The sequence below is a fragment of the Arthrobacter psychrolactophilus genome, assembly GCF_003219795.1.
GTDB lineage: Bacteria > Actinomycetota > Actinomycetes > Actinomycetales > Micrococcaceae > Specibacter > Specibacter psychrolactophilus.
The window spans coordinates 46,622-63,836 of record NZ_QJVC01000001.1; the positions used below are offsets into that span (position 1 = coordinate 46,622).

The 17,215-nt window shown below is 61.6% G+C and carries 17 protein-coding genes; 1 reads left to right on the forward strand and 16 read right to left on the reverse strand.

Annotation, left to right across the window (positions count from 1 at the left end; translation table 11 throughout):
- Positions 1–12: 12 nt before the first annotated feature.
- Positions 13–1,782 (forward strand): glycoside hydrolase family 35 protein, encoded by a 1,770-nt coding sequence (locus CVS30_RS00180; RefSeq protein WP_110483321.1) that lies wholly within the window; start codon positions 13–15, stop codon positions 1,780–1,782.
- 25 nt (positions 1,783–1,807) lie between these two features.
- Here the strand turns inward: CVS30_RS00180 and CVS30_RS00185 are convergent, their stop codons facing one another.
- From CVS30_RS00185 to CVS30_RS00260, 16 genes are all read right to left on the reverse strand, one after another.
- Entirely contained in the window at positions 1,808–2,215 is a 408-nt protein-coding gene (locus tag CVS30_RS00185) for a hypothetical protein (RefSeq protein WP_110483322.1), read from the reverse strand.
- A 68-nt stretch (positions 2,216–2,283) separates the two neighbouring features.
- Positions 2,284–3,405 carry a GmrSD restriction endonuclease domain-containing protein gene (locus CVS30_RS00190; protein WP_245934353.1) on the reverse strand — a complete coding sequence of 374 codons (1,122 nt, stop codon included), beginning with the start codon at positions 3,403–3,405 and terminating at the stop codon, positions 2,284–2,286.
- An 88-nt stretch (positions 3,406–3,493) separates the two neighbouring features.
- Positions 3,494–4,306 (reverse strand): HAD family hydrolase, encoded by an 813-nt coding sequence (locus tag CVS30_RS00195; RefSeq protein ID WP_110483323.1) that lies wholly within the window; start codon positions 4,304–4,306, stop codon positions 3,494–3,496.
- Entirely contained in the window at positions 4,303–5,472 is a 1,170-nt protein-coding gene (locus tag CVS30_RS00200) for a cysteine protease StiP family protein (RefSeq protein WP_110483324.1), read from the reverse strand. The genes CVS30_RS00195 and CVS30_RS00200 overlap by 4 nt, the downstream gene beginning before the upstream one ends.
- Positions 5,469–6,899, reverse strand: a complete 1,431-nt coding sequence (locus CVS30_RS00205) for a phosphoribosyltransferase domain-containing protein (protein ID WP_110483325.1) — start codon at positions 6,897–6,899, stop codon at positions 5,469–5,471. The genes CVS30_RS00200 and CVS30_RS00205 overlap by 4 nt, the downstream gene beginning before the upstream one ends.
- Entirely contained in the window at positions 6,896–8,065 is a 1,170-nt protein-coding gene (locus CVS30_RS00210; RefSeq protein WP_245934354.1) for an HpcH/HpaI aldolase/citrate lyase family protein, read from the reverse strand. The genes CVS30_RS00205 and CVS30_RS00210 overlap by 4 nt, the downstream gene beginning before the upstream one ends.
- A gap of 84 nt (positions 8,066–8,149) precedes the next feature.
- The gene (locus CVS30_RS00215; protein WP_110483327.1) at positions 8,150–8,899 is read right to left on the reverse strand and encodes a hypothetical protein; all 750 of its coding nucleotides are present in this window, start codon (positions 8,897–8,899) and stop codon (positions 8,150–8,152) included.
- A 9-nt stretch (positions 8,900–8,908) separates the two neighbouring features.
- Positions 8,909–9,460 carry a TerD family protein gene (locus CVS30_RS00220; RefSeq protein WP_110483328.1) on the reverse strand — a complete coding sequence of 184 codons (552 nt, stop codon included), beginning with the start codon at positions 9,458–9,460 and terminating at the stop codon, positions 8,909–8,911.
- Entirely contained in the window at positions 9,448–9,990 is a 543-nt protein-coding gene (locus CVS30_RS00225; protein ID WP_146233276.1) for a hypothetical protein, read from the reverse strand. Before CVS30_RS00225 ends, CVS30_RS00220 begins: the two co-directional genes overlap by 13 nt.
- Positions 9,991–10,040: 50 nt before the next feature.
- Positions 10,041–11,234 carry a toxic anion resistance protein gene (locus tag CVS30_RS00230; protein ID WP_110483330.1) on the reverse strand — a complete coding sequence of 398 codons (1,194 nt, stop codon included), beginning with the start codon at positions 11,232–11,234 and terminating at the stop codon, positions 10,041–10,043.
- A gap of 146 nt (positions 11,235–11,380) precedes the next feature.
- On the reverse strand, positions 11,381–11,962 hold the full coding sequence (locus CVS30_RS00235; protein ID WP_110483331.1) for a TerD family protein: 582 nt from the start codon (positions 11,960–11,962) through the stop codon (positions 11,381–11,383).
- A 44-nt stretch (positions 11,963–12,006) separates the two neighbouring features.
- Positions 12,007–12,588, reverse strand: coding sequence for a TerD family protein (locus CVS30_RS00240; protein ID WP_110483332.1), 582 nt, complete (start codon positions 12,586–12,588; stop codon positions 12,007–12,009).
- 60 nt (positions 12,589–12,648) lie between these two features.
- The gene (locus CVS30_RS00245) at positions 12,649–13,242 is read right to left on the reverse strand and encodes a TerD family protein (protein WP_110483333.1); all 594 of its coding nucleotides are present in this window, start codon (positions 13,240–13,242) and stop codon (positions 12,649–12,651) included.
- Between the two features lie 45 nt (positions 13,243–13,287).
- Complete coding sequence (locus CVS30_RS00250) at positions 13,288–14,406, reverse strand: DUF475 domain-containing protein (protein WP_110483334.1); 1,119 nt, start codon at positions 14,404–14,406, stop codon at positions 13,288–13,290.
- A 239-nt stretch (positions 14,407–14,645) separates the two neighbouring features.
- Complete coding sequence (locus CVS30_RS00255) at positions 14,646–15,635, reverse strand: WxL protein peptidoglycan domain-containing protein (RefSeq protein ID WP_110483335.1); 990 nt, start codon at positions 15,633–15,635, stop codon at positions 14,646–14,648.
- A 102-nt stretch (positions 15,636–15,737) separates the two neighbouring features.
- On the reverse strand, positions 15,738–17,129 hold the full coding sequence (locus CVS30_RS00260) for a hypothetical protein (protein WP_110483336.1): 1,392 nt from the start codon (positions 17,127–17,129) through the stop codon (positions 15,738–15,740).
- Positions 17,130–17,215 lie beyond the last annotated feature (86 nt).

Sequence of the window (17,215 nt, forward strand, 5' to 3'; positions counted from 1 at the left end):
AAAGGAAATTCCATGTCTGTCTTTACCATCGGCGAGCAGGATTTCCTGCTCAATGACCAGCCCCACCGGATCTTGGCCGGAGCCTTGCACTACTTCCGTGTGCATCCGGACCAGTGGGCGGACCGGATCCGCAAGGCACGCCAAATGGGTCTCAACACGATCGAGACCTATGTGGCATGGAATCTGCACGCACCGAGCGAGGATGTTTTTGACACCTCGGCCGGGCTGGATTTGGGCCGTTTCTTGGATCTCGTAGCGGCTGAAGGCATGCACGCCATTGTCCGTCCCGGACCGTATATTTGCGCGGAGTGGGACAACGGCGGACTCCCCGGGTGGCTCTTTAGCAAGGGGAACCCCGTTATCAGAACCTCGGATCCCGTCTATATGGCTCTGGTGCGCAGCTACATGGAAGCCTTGGCGCCCATCCTAGTGCCACGGCAGATCGACCGTGGCGGGCCCATCATCTTGGTCCAGATAGAAAATGAATATGGTGCCTACGGTTCGGACATGCACTACCTCGAGCAACTCGTGGAGCTCAACCGCGAGATTGGGCTGAGCGTTCCCTTCACCACGGTCGATCAGCCGGAACCTGCGATGCTGATCAATGGCAGTCTGCCGAGCCTGCACAAGACAGGATCCTTCGGTGGAAAGTCAACGGAACGCCTTGCGACCCTGCGCGAGCATCAGCCAACAGGGCCACTCATGTGCTCGGAATTTTGGATTGGCTGGTTTGACCACTGGGGCGCGCACCACCACACCACCTCGGTGCAAGAATCCGTTCACGAACTAGAGGAACTCCTCGCGGCAGGCGCCTCGGTCAATGTGTATATGTTCCACGGTGGCACGAACTTTGGCATGAGCAATGGTGCCAATGACAAGGGTGTTTACCAGCCCACCGTCACGAGCTATGACTACGACGCGCCCCTGGATGAGGCAGGACAGCCGACCGAAAAGTACTGGGCCTTTAGGGAAGTTCTCGGTCGATACACAGAGCTGGACGATCAGGATATCCCCGCGCCACGGCAGGCGGGCCAGGAATTTAGCGTCTCGCTGACTCAGGACATGCCGCTGTGGGAGTACCTCGATGCCACAGCCTCCTGGACACAGAGTCAGGATCCGCTGACCACTGATGCGGTGGGAAGCTTCAATGGATTCTCCGTGTATCGGAGTCAGATCTCCGTCGGGGAACGCTCCGTGCTCAGCTTTTCCGAGGTGCGCGACAGGGCGCAGATCTTCCTGAACCGCGAGCTTCTGGGCACCCTCTCCCGCGATCAGAAGGACCGCGCGGTGACACTGCCCGCGGGCGCCGCCGGAACCTTGGAAATTGTGCTCGAGGATCAAGGCCGGGTCAACTACGGGGAGCGGCTGGGCGAGGCTAAGGGACTCATCGGCCCCGCCCACATCAATGATGTGCCGCTCCGCGACTGGGAGCTTTCGCCGCTGCCGTTCTCAGATATTGCGGCCCTGTCGATCATGCTCGCCACGCGTCCAGAGACCGCGAATGGTGTATTGGCGGGGCCAGTTTTTGCTCGAGGAACCTTCGATCACCCACTGGGCGGCGACCTTTTCCTTGATACGCAGCACTGGACGAAGGGCTTGGTCTGGATCAATGGTTTCTGCCTTGGCCGCTACTGGGGGCGTGGACCGCAACGGACACTCTACGTTCCAGGTCCCCTGCTTCGGCCTGAGGGTAATGAAATCATCGTGTTGGAACTGCAAGCGGCGCAGCGTGCCGTGGCGTCGTTCGTGGCCGCTCACGATCTTGGGCACACGGAGTTCTAGCCACGTTCTCTGGATCTCAAGGCGACTAGAGAAAATCCATCTCCACCCGAAGGAAGGATTCCGCCGACACGATGGCGCCGTGAAAGGCCTCGTCCTCCGTGGGGGATACTCGGGGTTTGCGCGGAAACCACTCGTGAAGATTCGTATGGACCCGTTGCACACACCCTTGCGGGGGAGCATAAAACAACCCGAAACGTTGCACTGGCCATTCGGCAGGGGTTTCCAGACCCACCAGAAGAGCCGCATTGAGCGCGGGGTTGAACCATTGGGCTATGGGGCGCCGCCGGTCCTCGGAGAACAAGCCAGAAGCGTAGCGACTGGCCGCCAGGGGACTCATTTCCATGCACAGGCGTTCGCGCCATAACGGCAGGATCACTGTGTCATGGCGTTGCCACACTGCTGGGACCAGAGGCTGGTCGCTACGAAAGCCCACGAGTTAATTCTAGCCATTATGCCTGTTCTGACCAGAGGCTCGTGGGATTCGCCAAAGGCGCGGTGGCCTTACTCGCAGCCGACCCCGTCGCCGTCGCGGTCAAGCTTGGAACTGTAACCGGGCTGACCGATGCGGATCGGTGCGGCACCGGCAGCACGCACGGCCGTGCAGTTCTGGTAGTAAACCTGAGCGGCAGGCGCCTCGACTAAGGGGAGCGGAACCGCGGCCGGTGCGGGCGCCGGTGCGGGAACAACCGGTGCCGCCTCAACGGGTGCTGCAGGGGCAATCGGTGCAGGGTCCGGCAAGATCACGGGTTCAAGGGGCGCAGCCGTCTGGTTCGTGGGCACCGCAATATCTGAGCAGCCATCGAGCACCGTGACCATGGCGTCATGCTCGGCCTGCGTCACCCACAAGCTGTAGGTGGCCTTGACCGAGATCTGCCGGGCCACGTAATCGCAGCGATACGCCTTGTTCGGGGGCAGCCAGCTTGCCGCGTCGGAGGCGCCCTTTTGCTGGTTGGCGGGGCCATCCGCCGCGAGCAGATTCAAGGGGTCGTTGGCCAAGGCGGTGCGTTGTTCCACGCTGAGCTGCTGGGCGCCCTTTTGCCACGCATCGTTCAGCGCCACGACATGATCGATCTGAACGGCGCTGCTCGTCGTGGAACCTCGCACAAAATCAATCGTGCTGGCGGTGTACGGTTCCGCCAGGACACCGGTCAACACGACGCAATCACGGGTGCCCGGCTTGAACGTCTTGGCCGTCAGATCGCGGTTGAGGATGTCATTGCGGGTGTCGCAACCATTCCTGTCAACATCGGCCCAGGCCTGGCCGAACTGTTCCCGCGTGTAACCGGTTTTCGGTGCCCGACCCTTGATCGGCAAGGTAGCCAGGACTTCCAAGGCCTTGGCGGCAAAGGCTGGCTGCGCATTTGCTGCCAAATCGGCATTGCCAGCATCGGGGGCATCCTCGACGTCGACGGGAGCCACGTCGTCCTCGGTAGGCATTGCGGAGGGAGTCGGGCTGGCGGTGGGACTTGGCGTGGCTGCCTCAGTGGTGACCTCCGACGTCGGAGCGGCCGCAGGCGCGGATGCGCCGCCGCACGCAGTGGTCACGAAAAGAACGGAGGCGAGCAGGGAGCCCATAAAGAAATCGGTGGCGCCAAAAGAGCGGGTGGGACGTACAGCAGGCAAGGCGGAGTTCTCCCCAGAATAATTGAACGGTGTCCCACCACCATAGCCGTGGCCACCGACAAAGAACTCCACGAGCGGTGGGCGGGGGCTAGCCGTCGAGCTCTGCGGCGATCCTCCCCAAGATTTCTTCTCCTGCCAAGACGCCCCGTACCGAGGTGAGGCGAAGATGAGAAGCCAGGTATCCGACGTCGTGCAATTCCCCGTGCAAGGGGCGGAACGCGATGTCGGCGCTCTCCAGCATGCCTTGATCCAGCAGGGAGTCGCCCGCGGCAATGACGGTCGTGGCGCCCGTGCGGCGCGCCACCTCGGCCAGGGTGTCCGTCTTATTGATGGGCAGCGGCACGCAGTACAGCTTCCGGCCCTGAATGGACACGCCCCAACCGGCCGCCGCGCAGACCGCGCTCAGCTCTGTGACGAAGGACTCGGGCATGGCATCCCGCTCGATGATGGCGTAGACAAAGAGCTCCTCGGCCCGGCGCAAGCGCAGGATCCACGGGGAAAACTCGGCCTTGGCTAGATACGTCTCGATCTGCTCCAGCGGTGCACAGTTCGCGGCCATCGTGGCCGACAGCTGCGCCCGCCAGGCCACGTCCGGCACGCCATGGTGCAACAAGACCCCGCCATTGCTCGTGACGGCGTACTCGGAGGGCGGGCCGGGCAGCTGCACCCGCTCAAACTGGGCCTGGGTGCGCGTTGTGACCGGGACAAAGCTCGCCGCGGCCTTGACCTTGAGCAGTAGCTCCTCCGCCGTCCGGGTCATATAGGACAGGGGAGCTCCGTCGTACACCTCGACCACGACGAGCCCGGGCGCGTCCTTGTCGGCACCCGTGAGCCAGAGGGCGTTCTTGGAGTAAATGAGCGTGCGATCAAGGTCGCAGGCGACAAGAGTAGGTACGCTCATGCGTTGTGAACCGCTTTTCCGTCGGCGCCCACGGCGCTTTTATCGAACTGGGGATGAATGAGCCCAACGCAACTGTAGGGCAGGCCGGGGACCTCCTCGACGGGGACCCCGCGTTGTTCCGCAAGCAACAAAACGTGCGCCACATCGGCGCGGGCCTCGGGAGTGACCAAAACCCGCCACGGTACGCGGCGCAGCAAGACGCGGGTGGTCTCACCCACGCCAGGCTTGACCAGATTGACGTTGTTGATGCCGTATTCGGAGCTGATGCGCTCCACGGCGTCCCATCCGATCCAGCTGGGCACCGGTGCTGCGGCCACGTGCTCGGCCACCTGGCGCGTGACCTGCGGGCGGACGTTATCAAAGTGGGCGCAGATGGCGTCGAGGAAACTGTTAGAGACGTCGCTGGCAGCTAGTTCCGCGTAAAACTTGGCGCCATGGAAATCGTCGGGGCCAATGTGTTCCTTGTTGAACACCGTGCGCGAGACCAGACCGGAAACCGTTGAATTCAGGCAGGCCGAGGGGATCAGATAGTCTTCGCGAGTGCCGAACATCGAGACGCAGTGTCCCGGATCGGCCAAGACCGCCAGATCGTCCGGGAAACGGATACCGGAGCTCGCGGCAAAGTCGTCAAGTGCCGCGGTGAGCTCGCGGGAGATGGCGCCCTTGCCCGTCCAGCCATCGACAAACAAGATCCGTGACGGCTCAAAATGGTCTGCCAAATACCGCAGCGCCGTGGGATCCAGGCCCACGCCGCGCACGATGCTCATGGTGAAGTGCGGCAGCTCGATGCCATGGACGCGCTGCGCCCAGCGGCGCATCAGGATCCCAATGGGCGTTCCCGCGCGAGCCAGCGAGACCAACACCGGAGCCTGGTTTCGGGCCGCCAAGGCCAGTTCCGTCACGACCCCCACGGCCGTTGCAATGCGTTCGCCCGCACGAACCACGGCCTCCTCGTACAGGGCCTGGTATTCGGGGCTGGGCGAGTACTCCATGGGCAATGACTCGGCGTAGTTTGCCGCCCCGGATTGGATGGCCCGTTCGCGATCGGCCGTGGGCGCCTCGAGGGCGACATGGCTCAGGTCCTTCAACAGCCACACCACCTCATCCGCCGCATAGGAGCCAAAATCGGGCCCGGTCAGGGGAGTGGGGAGGGGGGTGGTGCTCATGAGTTTGCCTTACGTGGGGTTCCGGGAAGGTCTGCGGGCAAAAGTACGACGACGAGATCGGCCACAGCGCCCAGCGCCGCACCCATCGTGGGTAGCCCCGCGACGGAGCTGGTGTCCAGTTCCGCCTGGCCGATCCCCGGTTCGGGGAACACCACGAGGGTGCCTGGGCGCTGCTGGGAACCGCTGAGATTGTAGGCAAAACGAATGCCCGGGCCGTCATTGCACAGATCATGGCTGGCAAAGCTCAGGGCGCTGGCAATCGCATAATCGGGCCGGTCGATCGGCACAATCGGGGAACGGGTCGTCGTGGAGAACAGCACCGTGGCCTCGGGCAGCAATTCCCCGAGCGCCGTGGCAACGGCCAGAGGCAGGAACATATTTTCCTCGCAGCCCACGATCGCCAGCGGACCCGCATCCGCCTGTGCAGACAGCTCGTGCGCGAGCCGTTCGGCGATGGCGTCGATGGTGTCCTGCGACGGTGCGCCGACATTGCCAAAGCGGTCACTGCGCACGCCAGCGATGCCGTTGGAGCTCAGCTCGAGGGTGTGAGCCGAGTAGTTGTTGTCCGACGCGATGGCGCCCTGCGGCAACCCCTCGATGAGGGCCGCGGCCCGGCCCAGGATGTCCTCGCCCAATTCAATGCGCCCCGTGCCCAGCGCCGCCACGGAGATGTGGCAGCCCAGTTCGGCGGCCAAGGCATCAAAGCGGGCGCGATCCTCGGTGCTGCGCAGATCGATCAGTGCCGCCACGATATACACCGAATGTGGCACCAGGGCGTGGAGCTCGCGAATGGTATTGATGACGGTGGAGCCGGTGCTGAGCTCGTCGTCCACGAGAATGACCGGGCCCGCGCCGTCGAGCCAGCGCGGGTCGGTGGGCACCATGGCATGCGAGGTGGCGTGCGAGTGCCCCTCCTCAAAGCCGGCCACGGGGGCAACGCCGGGCGTGGCCATCCGCGTCGAGTGAATGTAATACGAGCCCAGGGCGTTCGCGACGAGGCGGCCTAGGCCGGTCGCTGTCTCGGCGTAGCCAATCACGACGGCGTCCGGCACCACGGTGCGCAGCGGCGCCACCTGTGCGGCGAGGGTTGCGATGACGTCGCGGCGCTGGCCCGTGGGGCTTTGGAGAACCTCGGTGAGTGCCGCCGCTGCTGCCGTGAGCCCGTCAGCAGACTTCAGGAGCGAGAGTTCCTGAGCCACGAAGGCGCCCAATAACTCTCCGGCCGCCATGACTAGGGCGGGTTCGGTGGGAACATGCTTGGCGAGCACCTGCGAGACGAGCAGATGCGCGCGCTTGGGATTACGGCGCAGCGCCAATCCCACCAGGTCCTCGATGGCGACGTGGCTGGCCGGATCGCTGTGAATCTCGATGCCTAAGACGTCGGCAAGGTATGCGCCGCTCCAGGACAGGTCGGGGGCGGTACTCATGCCATGCTCGCTTCTAAGAGGTCAACGAAGGTCACGCCTGCGGCGGAGACGCCAAAAGCGTCGGCGCGCAGCAGCGTTCGGCGGGCCCAAGCCTGGTGGGGTTTCATCTCGTTCATCTTGTTCCCGTACGGGGAAGCAGCCGCCCCGCCCGTGACGTTTCCGGCGATCGCTAGGGCATCGAGGTATTCCTCGTGACTCACCACGCTCATGGCGTGCACGAGGGCCACATGGGTGGGATGAATGACGGTTTTACCGAGCAAACCATTGGCGAGATCCAGCTCGATCTCGCGGATCAAGGTGTCAAGGTTGGCGGTCATGATGCGTTGGCGCAGCTCCTGCTCGTGCTGCCCGGCAAAGGGTGTGATGCGCAATTGCGGACGGAGCACCCGCTCGGTGTTGGAGTAGTGCTCCCACACGGGGCCGGAAATGACGAAACCACCGTCCGGCCGGCCCAGCATATTGACGATGTCACCAATCACGGAGGCCACAACATTGACATCGTAAATCGTCAGATCACGGGAACGGCGCAGGCCAAAGGCACTGGACATATCCGTGGCGCCGATCCGCACGGAGAGGATATCTTCGCGGTGTTCGGCGAGCACGGCCTGGATGTGAGTCAGCGCCGCGGCCCGCGTCTCCACATGGATGACGGCAGGGGATTCCAGAATGGGCATGATCCGCAGGCGTCGGCGCGGCGCGGAGCCGGGCACACCGCCGTCGGACTTTCCATCGAGGGAAAGCTCCTGCTGGATCGTGTGCAGGGCCTGAATGAAGGCGGTGGCCATGCCCTGCTCGTTGTCGAACTTCGGGATGACGAAGCCCGTCAGAACGGCGGTGGCGGCGCCGGCGCGGCGGGCCACGGAGAGCATCTGCTCTGGCGTGCGAACCCGGACAAACAGCAGGGGCAGATCCTCATCCCGGAACGCCAAGTCCTGGAGTGCGGCCACCACATTTTCCTCGGCCCCAGCCACATCGGCGTCGGGGATGGAATCCTCAAGGCACAGCACCATGGAGACGCACCCCAGATCGCGCTGGCGGAGCACATCCTTGACGAGATCGGGCCGATTAGCCGGGGTATACAGCGTGCCACCCAGCGCGACAGCCTGAAGATCCGGGGCGCTATCGGCACTCAGCTCACACGGTTGCCGGTGAAAGAGCGTTGTCATTTGTGAAGCGGTCAATGCCCGGAAATGTCGCATGGGCCCTTTCAAATGGTTAGCGGCATGCCTCGTGGCGGTCTGCCTAGTGCTCTAGCGGAGACGGGTCGACGTGGGCGCCCTGTGGGTCATGGAAAAATCAAATTCCTGCCAGATCTGCAGATCGGGCCAATCGTGGGGCACAGGCTCGGCGCGCAGCTCGAGCACATTGCCAATCCGGTGAACCAGCAACACCATCTGGGTGCCGTTGGCGGCCGGTGGCAGCGCCACATTGTCGCCCGAAAAGAGCCGGACGCCCATGGGGGAGTTGCTGCGATTGATGAAGATAGCGCGCCGGAATGCGCGCACATGGCGCAGCGTGATCAGGGCGTCGCTGCCGTGGTACCCCACCAGCTCGCGATTGCCCGAGGTCATGATGGCGCTTCCGGCCCGATGCCCGTCGGAGGTCTGCGCACCTACCACGTGGCGCACGTCTTCCCAAGCAACAGCCGTGCTGCCCGTGACGAGCAACGTGCCCACGGAGGATTGCAGCGGCGTGAGTCGCAGCGCCCGATGCTCCAGATTTAGCTCGTAAATGTCCTTGATGCCGGGCACGGGGAAGAGAAGGGCCACCTCGTGGTCTTCATGCTTGGCCTTCTCCCGCTGCTCGGCGAGCCTTTTGGCGCGCGGGCTAACGGTCGACGCCGGACGCTCGCCTCCCAGCACCAGCCCGGCCGGGCGGGGGGCCTGTTCGGCGGCGGCGGGGGACACGGTGTGAACCGGGGCCGGGGTTATGACGGGCACGGCCTTGATGCGGCGACGGAGGAAGGGTAGATCCGTGCGAGGTGTTGAGGGAGGATTCACGGGGCGGCCCTAGAGGCTAATTCCGTAGTCTTTGGCCACGCCGGCCAGTCCGCTCGTGTAACCCTGTCCTAGGGCGCGGAACTTCCAATCCTCGCGGTGCCGATACAGCTCACCAAAGATCATGGCCGTCACGGTATCAACGTTACTCATGGACAGTTCAAAACGCACGAGTTCACGATTGTCGGCGGTTGCCACCCGGATGTGGGCGCTCCGAACCGAGGCAAAGGTGCCTTGACCGCGGAATTCGGGATCCACGTGAGCGAAGAAGATGATCTTTGAGATCTCGGCCGGCACGAGGGAGAACTGAACATCGATCTGTTCCTGATCGCCGTCACCAACAAAGGTCACCGAGGAATCGGCGCTGACCAGCTGGTTGAAATACACCAGGTGATCATTGGAGACGGCCTCGCCGGAGGTGTCGCACATGACCGCAAACGGGACAATTTCCGCCTGCGGGCCGCGGCTCGGAATGGCATCCCACCCCAGGCCCACCACAACGTGGTCAAGGCCCGGGTTTTCGCCGGTCAGGGCGGCATTCGCCCCTGCCACTAGTGATGCCACGGTTGGCCCTCCAAACGCAATGGGTCCCTTTCGGAAACTGGTTGTTGTAGTTGCAGGGAAACGTCTTGCGCGGAGAACTTATCCGCCAAGAAGCGCCCATGGGTGGAAAGTTCTTCCACGGCGCCGATGCGGATTTGATTTAACAGATCCGCAAGGGTTTGTTCAAGTGTGGCCAACTGCTCGGCAAACATAAACGTCGCCGATGACTCTTCTTCATGATGAGCCGGAGGTAGCGCTAGATACGACTGCAGCGGGGTCGGCACATAGTCGCAGATCATGGCGTTGAGCAGCACGCGTTGTTCCGTGGAACAACCCCTGATCTGAATGTCGGCCACGGCGTCACGCATGAGGTCACCCAAATGACGCAATTGCGATGTGAGCACGGGCGGCAAGATGCTCCCCGAGCGGCGCACGGCCGCACGGAGAGAATCCACGGAGGCGCCCATCTGTGCAATCTCCTGCGCGACGGGGTCGACAGCAGGGCGGTCGGGCACCGGAACCGGTGCACCCCCGCCAAATCTGCCCCCCATAAAACGGCCAATCATAGCGCTACCTTATTTCCTCGACTGTGCCTTCAAGCCTACTCGCGATCGGTCTGGCGTGAGCGCTCCAGGTACGGCTTGGCCTTGGCCAGTCCGTCCTCGAGGGCGTGCACGGTGCCTTCCATGTTTTTCGCGGCCGAGGCACGGAAGGTGTCGATGGCATCCATCGTGGCAAAGACGTTGTCGAAAGCCTTCTGCAAGGTATCGACACTCACGCCTGAGCTGGCGGCCTGCTGGTGGATGCGCACCGTCTGATCCTTGAGCATCTCTGAGGTCTTCAGGATCATGTTGTTCGTGGTCGTGTTGATGGCATCGATCTGGTCCAGCACCATCTTCTGGTTCGCGAGTGCCTGGGCCACAATGACGGCCGTGCGCAGCGCAGAGATCGTGGTGGTGCGGGCGCGGTCAACACCCTTGATGAGTTCAAGGTTGTTCTTACGGATCAAATCCATGGCTAGGTAACCCTGGACCGAAACAGCCAGCTGGGTCAGGATGTCCTGGTGGCGCTGACGGATGGGGAAGAGTACATCGGCTTCGAGCTTCTGGGCCTGTTCGATCTGGCCGGAAGCGCGGGTGGCATCGATCTTTTCAACACAGGCCGTGTCCAAGGCCTTGGCGAAGACAGCGTATTCGCTCAGGCTCTGCATGGTTTCCCACAGCTTGACCTTTTCGCCGGCCAGGGAAGCGTTGTCCTTGAGGAGTTCGTCCTGTCCGGCCATGAGCGACTTGATGATGGCGTCGAGCTGGGTCTGTGCCGATTCGTACTTCTGGAAGTACTTTGCGAGCTTGTTGCCGCCGGGGATGAAGCCCAGGATCTTCCGTCCCGTGCTGAGGTCGGCGTTGTTGGGCGTCAGATCCTCAACCGTGGTGCGCAGGTCGTTCAACGTACCGGCGACATGAGCCTGTGCGCTGTTGCCGCTCTTCTTGGCTCCCGCGATGGACGTCGTGGAGCGATCCAGCATGCGGCTGGACGCGTCAGAGGACGTGGTCATTTCGGAGCCGGCCAGCTTGGAAATTCCGTCAACCTTGGTGGTGAATTCCGGGCTGCGAGCATCGAAGGTGGCGATCTCGGCAATGAAGTCCTTGGCCTGGCGGCTGATCTCCGCCTGACGCTCAGCAGGAACGGGCACCATGCCCGGGGCTTCCTCGGCCGCAACGATTTCCGGTGCGTCCGGTGCCTTCAAGACAAGTGCGGTTTCGGCTTCGGTGGGAGGGGTCAGCGGTGAAGTCATTGTTGGATCCAATTTCCATGTGCGAGCGGTCGAGGAGAGTGGCAGGGAGCCATGGCTGTGGGCACACTAAATGGTGTTGGGCCCACGCGCCCGAGGGGCCTCAAATTCAGCCGCACCAGCGGCTGAATTTGAGGCGGGCGTGGGGACTAGCCCAGCGGGACACCGAAATCGGTGGCGATGCCGGCCAAGCCGGTGGCGTAGCCCTGGCCGACGGCCTTGAACTTCCACTCGGCGCCGTTGCGGTAAATTTCCGCGAACAGCATGGAGGTTTCCGGTGCGGCGTCTTCGCTCAGGTCAAAGCGCACGATTTCAGCGTCGTTGCTCTGGTTGACAACACGGCAGTAGGCGCCGCGTACCTGACCAAAGTTCTGACCGCGGGTGTCGGCCTGGTCAATCGAGACCACGATGACAACGCGCTCAACATCCGCGGCAACCTTCGTCAGGTCGATCAGGATCTGCTCGTCATCCCCAGCACCATCGCCGGAGCGGTTGTCACCGAGGTGGGTGACGGAACCGTCCTTGGCAGCAGGCTGGTTGTAGAAGATGAAGTCGTCACCGGAGCGGACCTTGCCATTGGCGGCCACGAGAAGTGCCGAGGCATCCAGGTCGAAGGCCTCACCTGTGGTGGTGCGAGGATCCCAGCCCAAACCAACAACTGCCTGCTGCAGTCCCGGATCGGTCTTAGTCAGTGAGAGGTTATTGCCTTTAGCGAGCGAAAGTCCAGCCATGAAATCAAGTCCTTACGTTGTGGATTACTAAGGGTGAAATGCTATTAGTCCAGAATAATTCCGTAGTCGGTGGCAATGCCGTGCAAGCCGCTGGCGTAGCCCTGGCCAACAGCGCGGAACTTCCACTCCGCACCGTGACGGTAGACCTCGGCAAAGATCATGGTAGTTTCCGATGCCGCGTCCTCGGAAAGGTCGTAGCGCACGATCTCGGTGTCGTTGTCCTGGTTGATCACGCGGCAGTAGGCGTCGCGAACCTGACCAAAGTTCTGGCCACGGGCATCGGCCTGGTCAATCGAGACCACAATAACAACCTTGTCGATGTCCGCAGACACGGTGCCGAGATTGATCAGGATCTGCTCATCGTCTCCGTCGCCCTCACCTGTGCGGTTGTCGCCCTGATGCACGACCGATCCGTCCTTGGATTCGAGCTGGTTGTAGAAGATGAAGTCATCGTTGTTGCGGACCTTGCCGCTCTTGCTCACAAGGATGGCCGAGGCGTCAAGATCGAATGCGGCACCGCTCGTGGTGCGCGGATCCCAACCCAGGCCGACCATGGCCAACGTCAGACCCGGGTCTGCCTTGGTCAAGGAAAGATTGCTGCCCTTAGACAGGGTCAAAGATGCCATGAATATAACTCCTAATAATTGCGAATCGACGCTGACAGGCAACGTCAAATAAGGGACCCTTTACAGGGTGGTTGCGGCGTCCGGAATCAGATCCATGGCGGTGCGGCCATTGGCACGATTACCGATAGCGGTGAACTGCCAGCCAGCGCCTTCGCGGGACACCTTGGCCATGACCATGGCGGTGTGGGTGCCGGAATCGGTCAACTGGAAGCGAGCCACCTCAGGTGAACCGGACGTGGAGTCATCAACGACGCGGCAGAAGGCGTTCTCGACCGTGTCAAAGGTCTGCTTGCTGTAGCTTGTGATGACGAAAACAATCTGCGCAACGGCCGGGGAGACGGCTGTCAGGTCAACGAGGATGACCTCGTCGTCGCCATCGCCCTCGCCTGTCAGGTTGTCGCCCGTGTGGCGGGTGGAGCCGTCCTTGCTCTGCAGCTGGTTGAAGAACACGGTGTCGAGTGCCTTGCCGCTGGCATCAAAGAAGATGGCCGAGGCATCCAGATCAACCTCGGCAGCCTTCTTCAAGCCACCAAACAGGCCACGCTTGACGGGGGCCGCAGAATCCCAGCCGAGGCCCAAACGCACCCGGGTGAGGGCGGCGCCGTCGTTCTTCTTCAGTGAAAGGCTCTGGCCTTTTTGCAAACTAAGTCCCATAACGTTCTTACTCCTTGTACGTAGTTGAGGAAAAGTGTGGCGTGATTAGCTGGTGAGCTGATCAACCTTGGGCGACTCTGCCGTGGCGAGACGCTTGTTGCGGACAATCGAGGACCAGAACGCGGCACCAATGAAGAGCACGCCGATGATGCCGGTGATGACCTCATTGACCTCGATGCTGATGGTCAAAAGCAGAATGATGGACAGGGCACCAATGGCCCAGTGTGCGCCATGATCAAGATATTCGTAGTCATCCAGGGTGCCTTCGCGCACCAGGAATACCGTCAAGGAACGAACGAAGATCGCGCCGATCAGGCCAAGACCCAGGGCGATGATGATGGGGTCGGAGGTGATGGCAAAGGCGCCGATAACGCCGTCGAAGGAGAAGGAGGCGTCAATGACTTCCAGATAGAGGAAGAGCATGAAGGCGGCCTTACCAACAGCCTTGCCGACGCCCTTATTGGACTTCTTGGCGATCACGGCGGCCTCAGCCTCGATGTCGTCGGCGTCGGAATCACCATCGCCATCGACGTCGAACAAGTCACCTAGACCGTTGACGAGCAAGTAGGTGACCATACCGAGAATTCCGGCGATGAGGACATCGACTTCCTTGCCCGGGCGGACCATGGTGGCCGAGATGACGAGGATGATCATGGCGATGGCCATTGCGGCGCCGTGGAGGCGACCCACAAAGGCGAGCGGCTTTTCCAGCCACTTGAGCCAGTGCAGTTCCCGTTCCTCAAACATGAAGTCAAGGAAGAGCATCAGCAAGAAGACGCCACCAAAAGCGGCAATTTGTGGATGTGCGTCATGGAGGAGGTAGGCGTAGGTGCCCTCGGTGTGAATGTCACCCTTTTCCAGCGCCAGCTGAATGGCTTGCACCGGGTTTAGATTGGCGGTCACGCCCACAATCAACAGCGGGAAGGCAATGCGCATACCCACAACGGCAATCAAAATACCGACTGTGAGGAAAATCTTCTGCCAGAATTCGCTCATCTTTTCCAAGATGCGCGCGTTGACCACCGCGTTATCAAAACTCAGGCTGACCTCAAGGACACCGAGAATTGCGCAGAGAATCAGCGCCTCGATGCCGCCATAAAAGAAGGCGACAACAAGCGCCACGGCGGTGATCCCGAAGGACCATCCAAAAGTTTTCATGAACACGCGCTGACAAGCTCCTCAAGATGCCCCTGGATAAAAACCAGCAGGGTTCTATGGTCGGTGTGGGAATTCCCGCACGCGGCCCGACGGCTCACGCGCGGATCGTTCAATGCAATTATCTCCATTCACTCTATATATTCCTAATGGTTAGCGTTACCAAAAGGTTCCCGTGTTTACTTTCAAATACGGCGAGCGTAGTGGTCTTGGTACCGGAAATGTGAGTTTTGGGCCCGGACGTTGCGTTATGAAGCCTTGGTGAGTTCCGGGCTGGGAACGCGTCCGCGTCGCAGGCCAACCACGACCGCGATAAGCACCACGAGGACTAGAAGGGCCAGCTGTCCCCAGGGCATGGCCCAGGCGTCCAGGGCCGTGGTGGTGGTTGCCCCTGATGTTGCATCGATGCCTTCAGGAGAGATTTCAACCGTGGTGGTCAGCCACCCCAAGGCCCAAATCCCTTCAATCGAGACGGAGGTTGTTGCACTGCCACCGGGGATGAGCTCGGCCATTGGAGTCTTGATGCTGCGCTTACCCCAGCCAAATGGTCCAGCTGTGGTCACTTCATAGCTGCCGCGCGTGCGGACATTACCGTCATTGTTAATGATGAAGGTGGCCTCGGCTGATATCGGTGCGAAAGGATTCCACGCGATGCCGTGTGTCACGGAGAGTTTGCCCGGCATGAGGCTCATTTTTCCCTCACCAGCGACTTTGAGGTTCATCCTGGTAGCCAGCCGCCGATCCACCTGGACGGTGCCTCCCTGAGCACTGTCGACATATGAGGAAACGAGGCCGCCCACATAGTCTCCTGGTTCGGCGTCAGCAGGCACGGTAAGTGTGAAGGGTATTTCTGTCTTGTCGCCTGGGAACAATTCCAACTCTGGCGTCTCGACTGTCACCCAAAGTCCAAGATGGTTGGAGGCCTCCGCCGCCGGTAAGAGGTCCAACGCTCCGGTGCTTGAGGTGGTTCCATCGGCCGCATAGACGGCGAGTTTGATGGCTTTGGCTCCAAGGTTGGTGATCACAAAGCTCCCTTGCTGTGTGGCGCCAGCAGTCAATTCGTAGCTGAAATTGCTACGGGCCGAGTCGCCTCCGGGCTTGACGCTCCACGACAGCTCGTCACCTTCAGTGGCGTGAGCGGTGCCAGACAGAAGCAAGAGGCTTGAGGTTGCCATGAGAATCGCGGTGAGTAGGGCGAGCCACGTGGTGGGGTGTGCCGTGCGAGGGAGGATTTGCATGATTTCCTTGGGTGGGACGGAGGTGCAGGGAAACGTGAAAATGGGGTGCTGGGTTTTGCGGCGAAAAGCCCGCAAAAACCCAGCACCCCAGATGGCGCCTAGTTACTCACTGATAGCGGTGATGGTCAGTGTTGAGGTGTAGCTGCCGGCCGAGGTTCCGGCAGGGGCCAAGAACGTCAATCCCGCATCCAAAGTTGCACTGCCGGCTGCTTCGGTTGAGGCAAGGGTGCGAGATTCGGCAAGGCCGGGGTTTCCTGCGGTGACCGCGCCACCTTTGGTGACGGTGCCGACCGGGTTAGATGCTGCAGGAGTCCAGCCGAGGGCCGAACCGCTGAAGGACTTGCCGCTGTTCGTGAAGTTGCTGGCCTTACCGTTGATGGTCCATCCGGCTGAACCCTCGCGATTGTCTTTTACGGTGATGCTCGGCAGTGCACCCGTTGCACCAAAGGTGCCGCCGGCATTCTGCGTGGCTGTGCCCAGAGTGGCTGAGGTAGCGGCAATGCTCCAGGAGAATTCACCCGGCTCGGGGGTTACCGGAGCTTCCGGGACAGTGACGTCAACGTTAACGCCGGTGTTGTCTCCGGCAGGTACCTCGGGCTCAGTCGCCGCGACGGTCCAGGCTACGGAGACGGGGGAAGCAACTTTCCTAGGATCGGCGCCACCACCGGAGGAGTACCAGTACGGCTGTGTGCCGGTGGCGGCCTGGAAGGAAAGGAAGTCGGTCGGGAATGCGCCCGCGGCGGCGCCGCCGTTGACCTGGTTGACGCCAGCAGGGGCAAGGACGCCAAGGTAATCGGGATTCACGGTGAACCCATCATCATCAACGGTTACACCGGTGAGGTTGGCCAAGGTGATCTCTGTGGCGGGGATAGACGTCCATACAGTGGTGTCGCCCTGATCGGCGCCGTAGCCGCTGGCCGTGGCCTTCAACGTGGCCGTTCCATCGGCCTTGACCTTGAGAACCGGGTTGCTAGCGCTCCAGTAGGTCAGGCCGCCGTAGAACACGGACGTGAAGGAGCCGGTCCAAGAGATCGTGGCAGTTCCGGTGACGGGATCAACTGTTCCAGTACCCTCTGCGAAAACGATTTTGTTCCCGCTCAGGGCGGCTGTGCCCACGGGGGAGACGGGGGTTCCTGCGCCCGTTTGGCACTTATTAGCCCAGGTGGCGGCGATTGTTGTGGCGTCCGGGCCATTCTTGACGACGGAAACATTGCCCTCGGTGGACTTGTAGAAGCCGTCAGCTTCGGTCCAGGCACGGCTTGAGCCGGTATTCCCGGCGGTGCCAGCGGAGAGGAAGTTGCAGCTGCCGTTGTAGGCTCCCGCGCCCGACTCGGCATTCAGACCCCAGCTCAGTTCCGCGCCGGAAACGGTGCTATCGGCGGCCTGTGCCGGGGCGACGGCGAAGGCACTGAAGGCAAGGGCTAGACCGGCAACGGCGGCAGTCGTTGCAAGGGGCTTGCGTACGAGGGACTTAACCCAACGGCGTGCAGTCATAAATTTCTCCGAATTCTTGAAGGTAAAAGGTCATAGTGAAACCAATAGAAGTTAGCCTAGCCTACCCTAATCATTTAAGTGAAAAT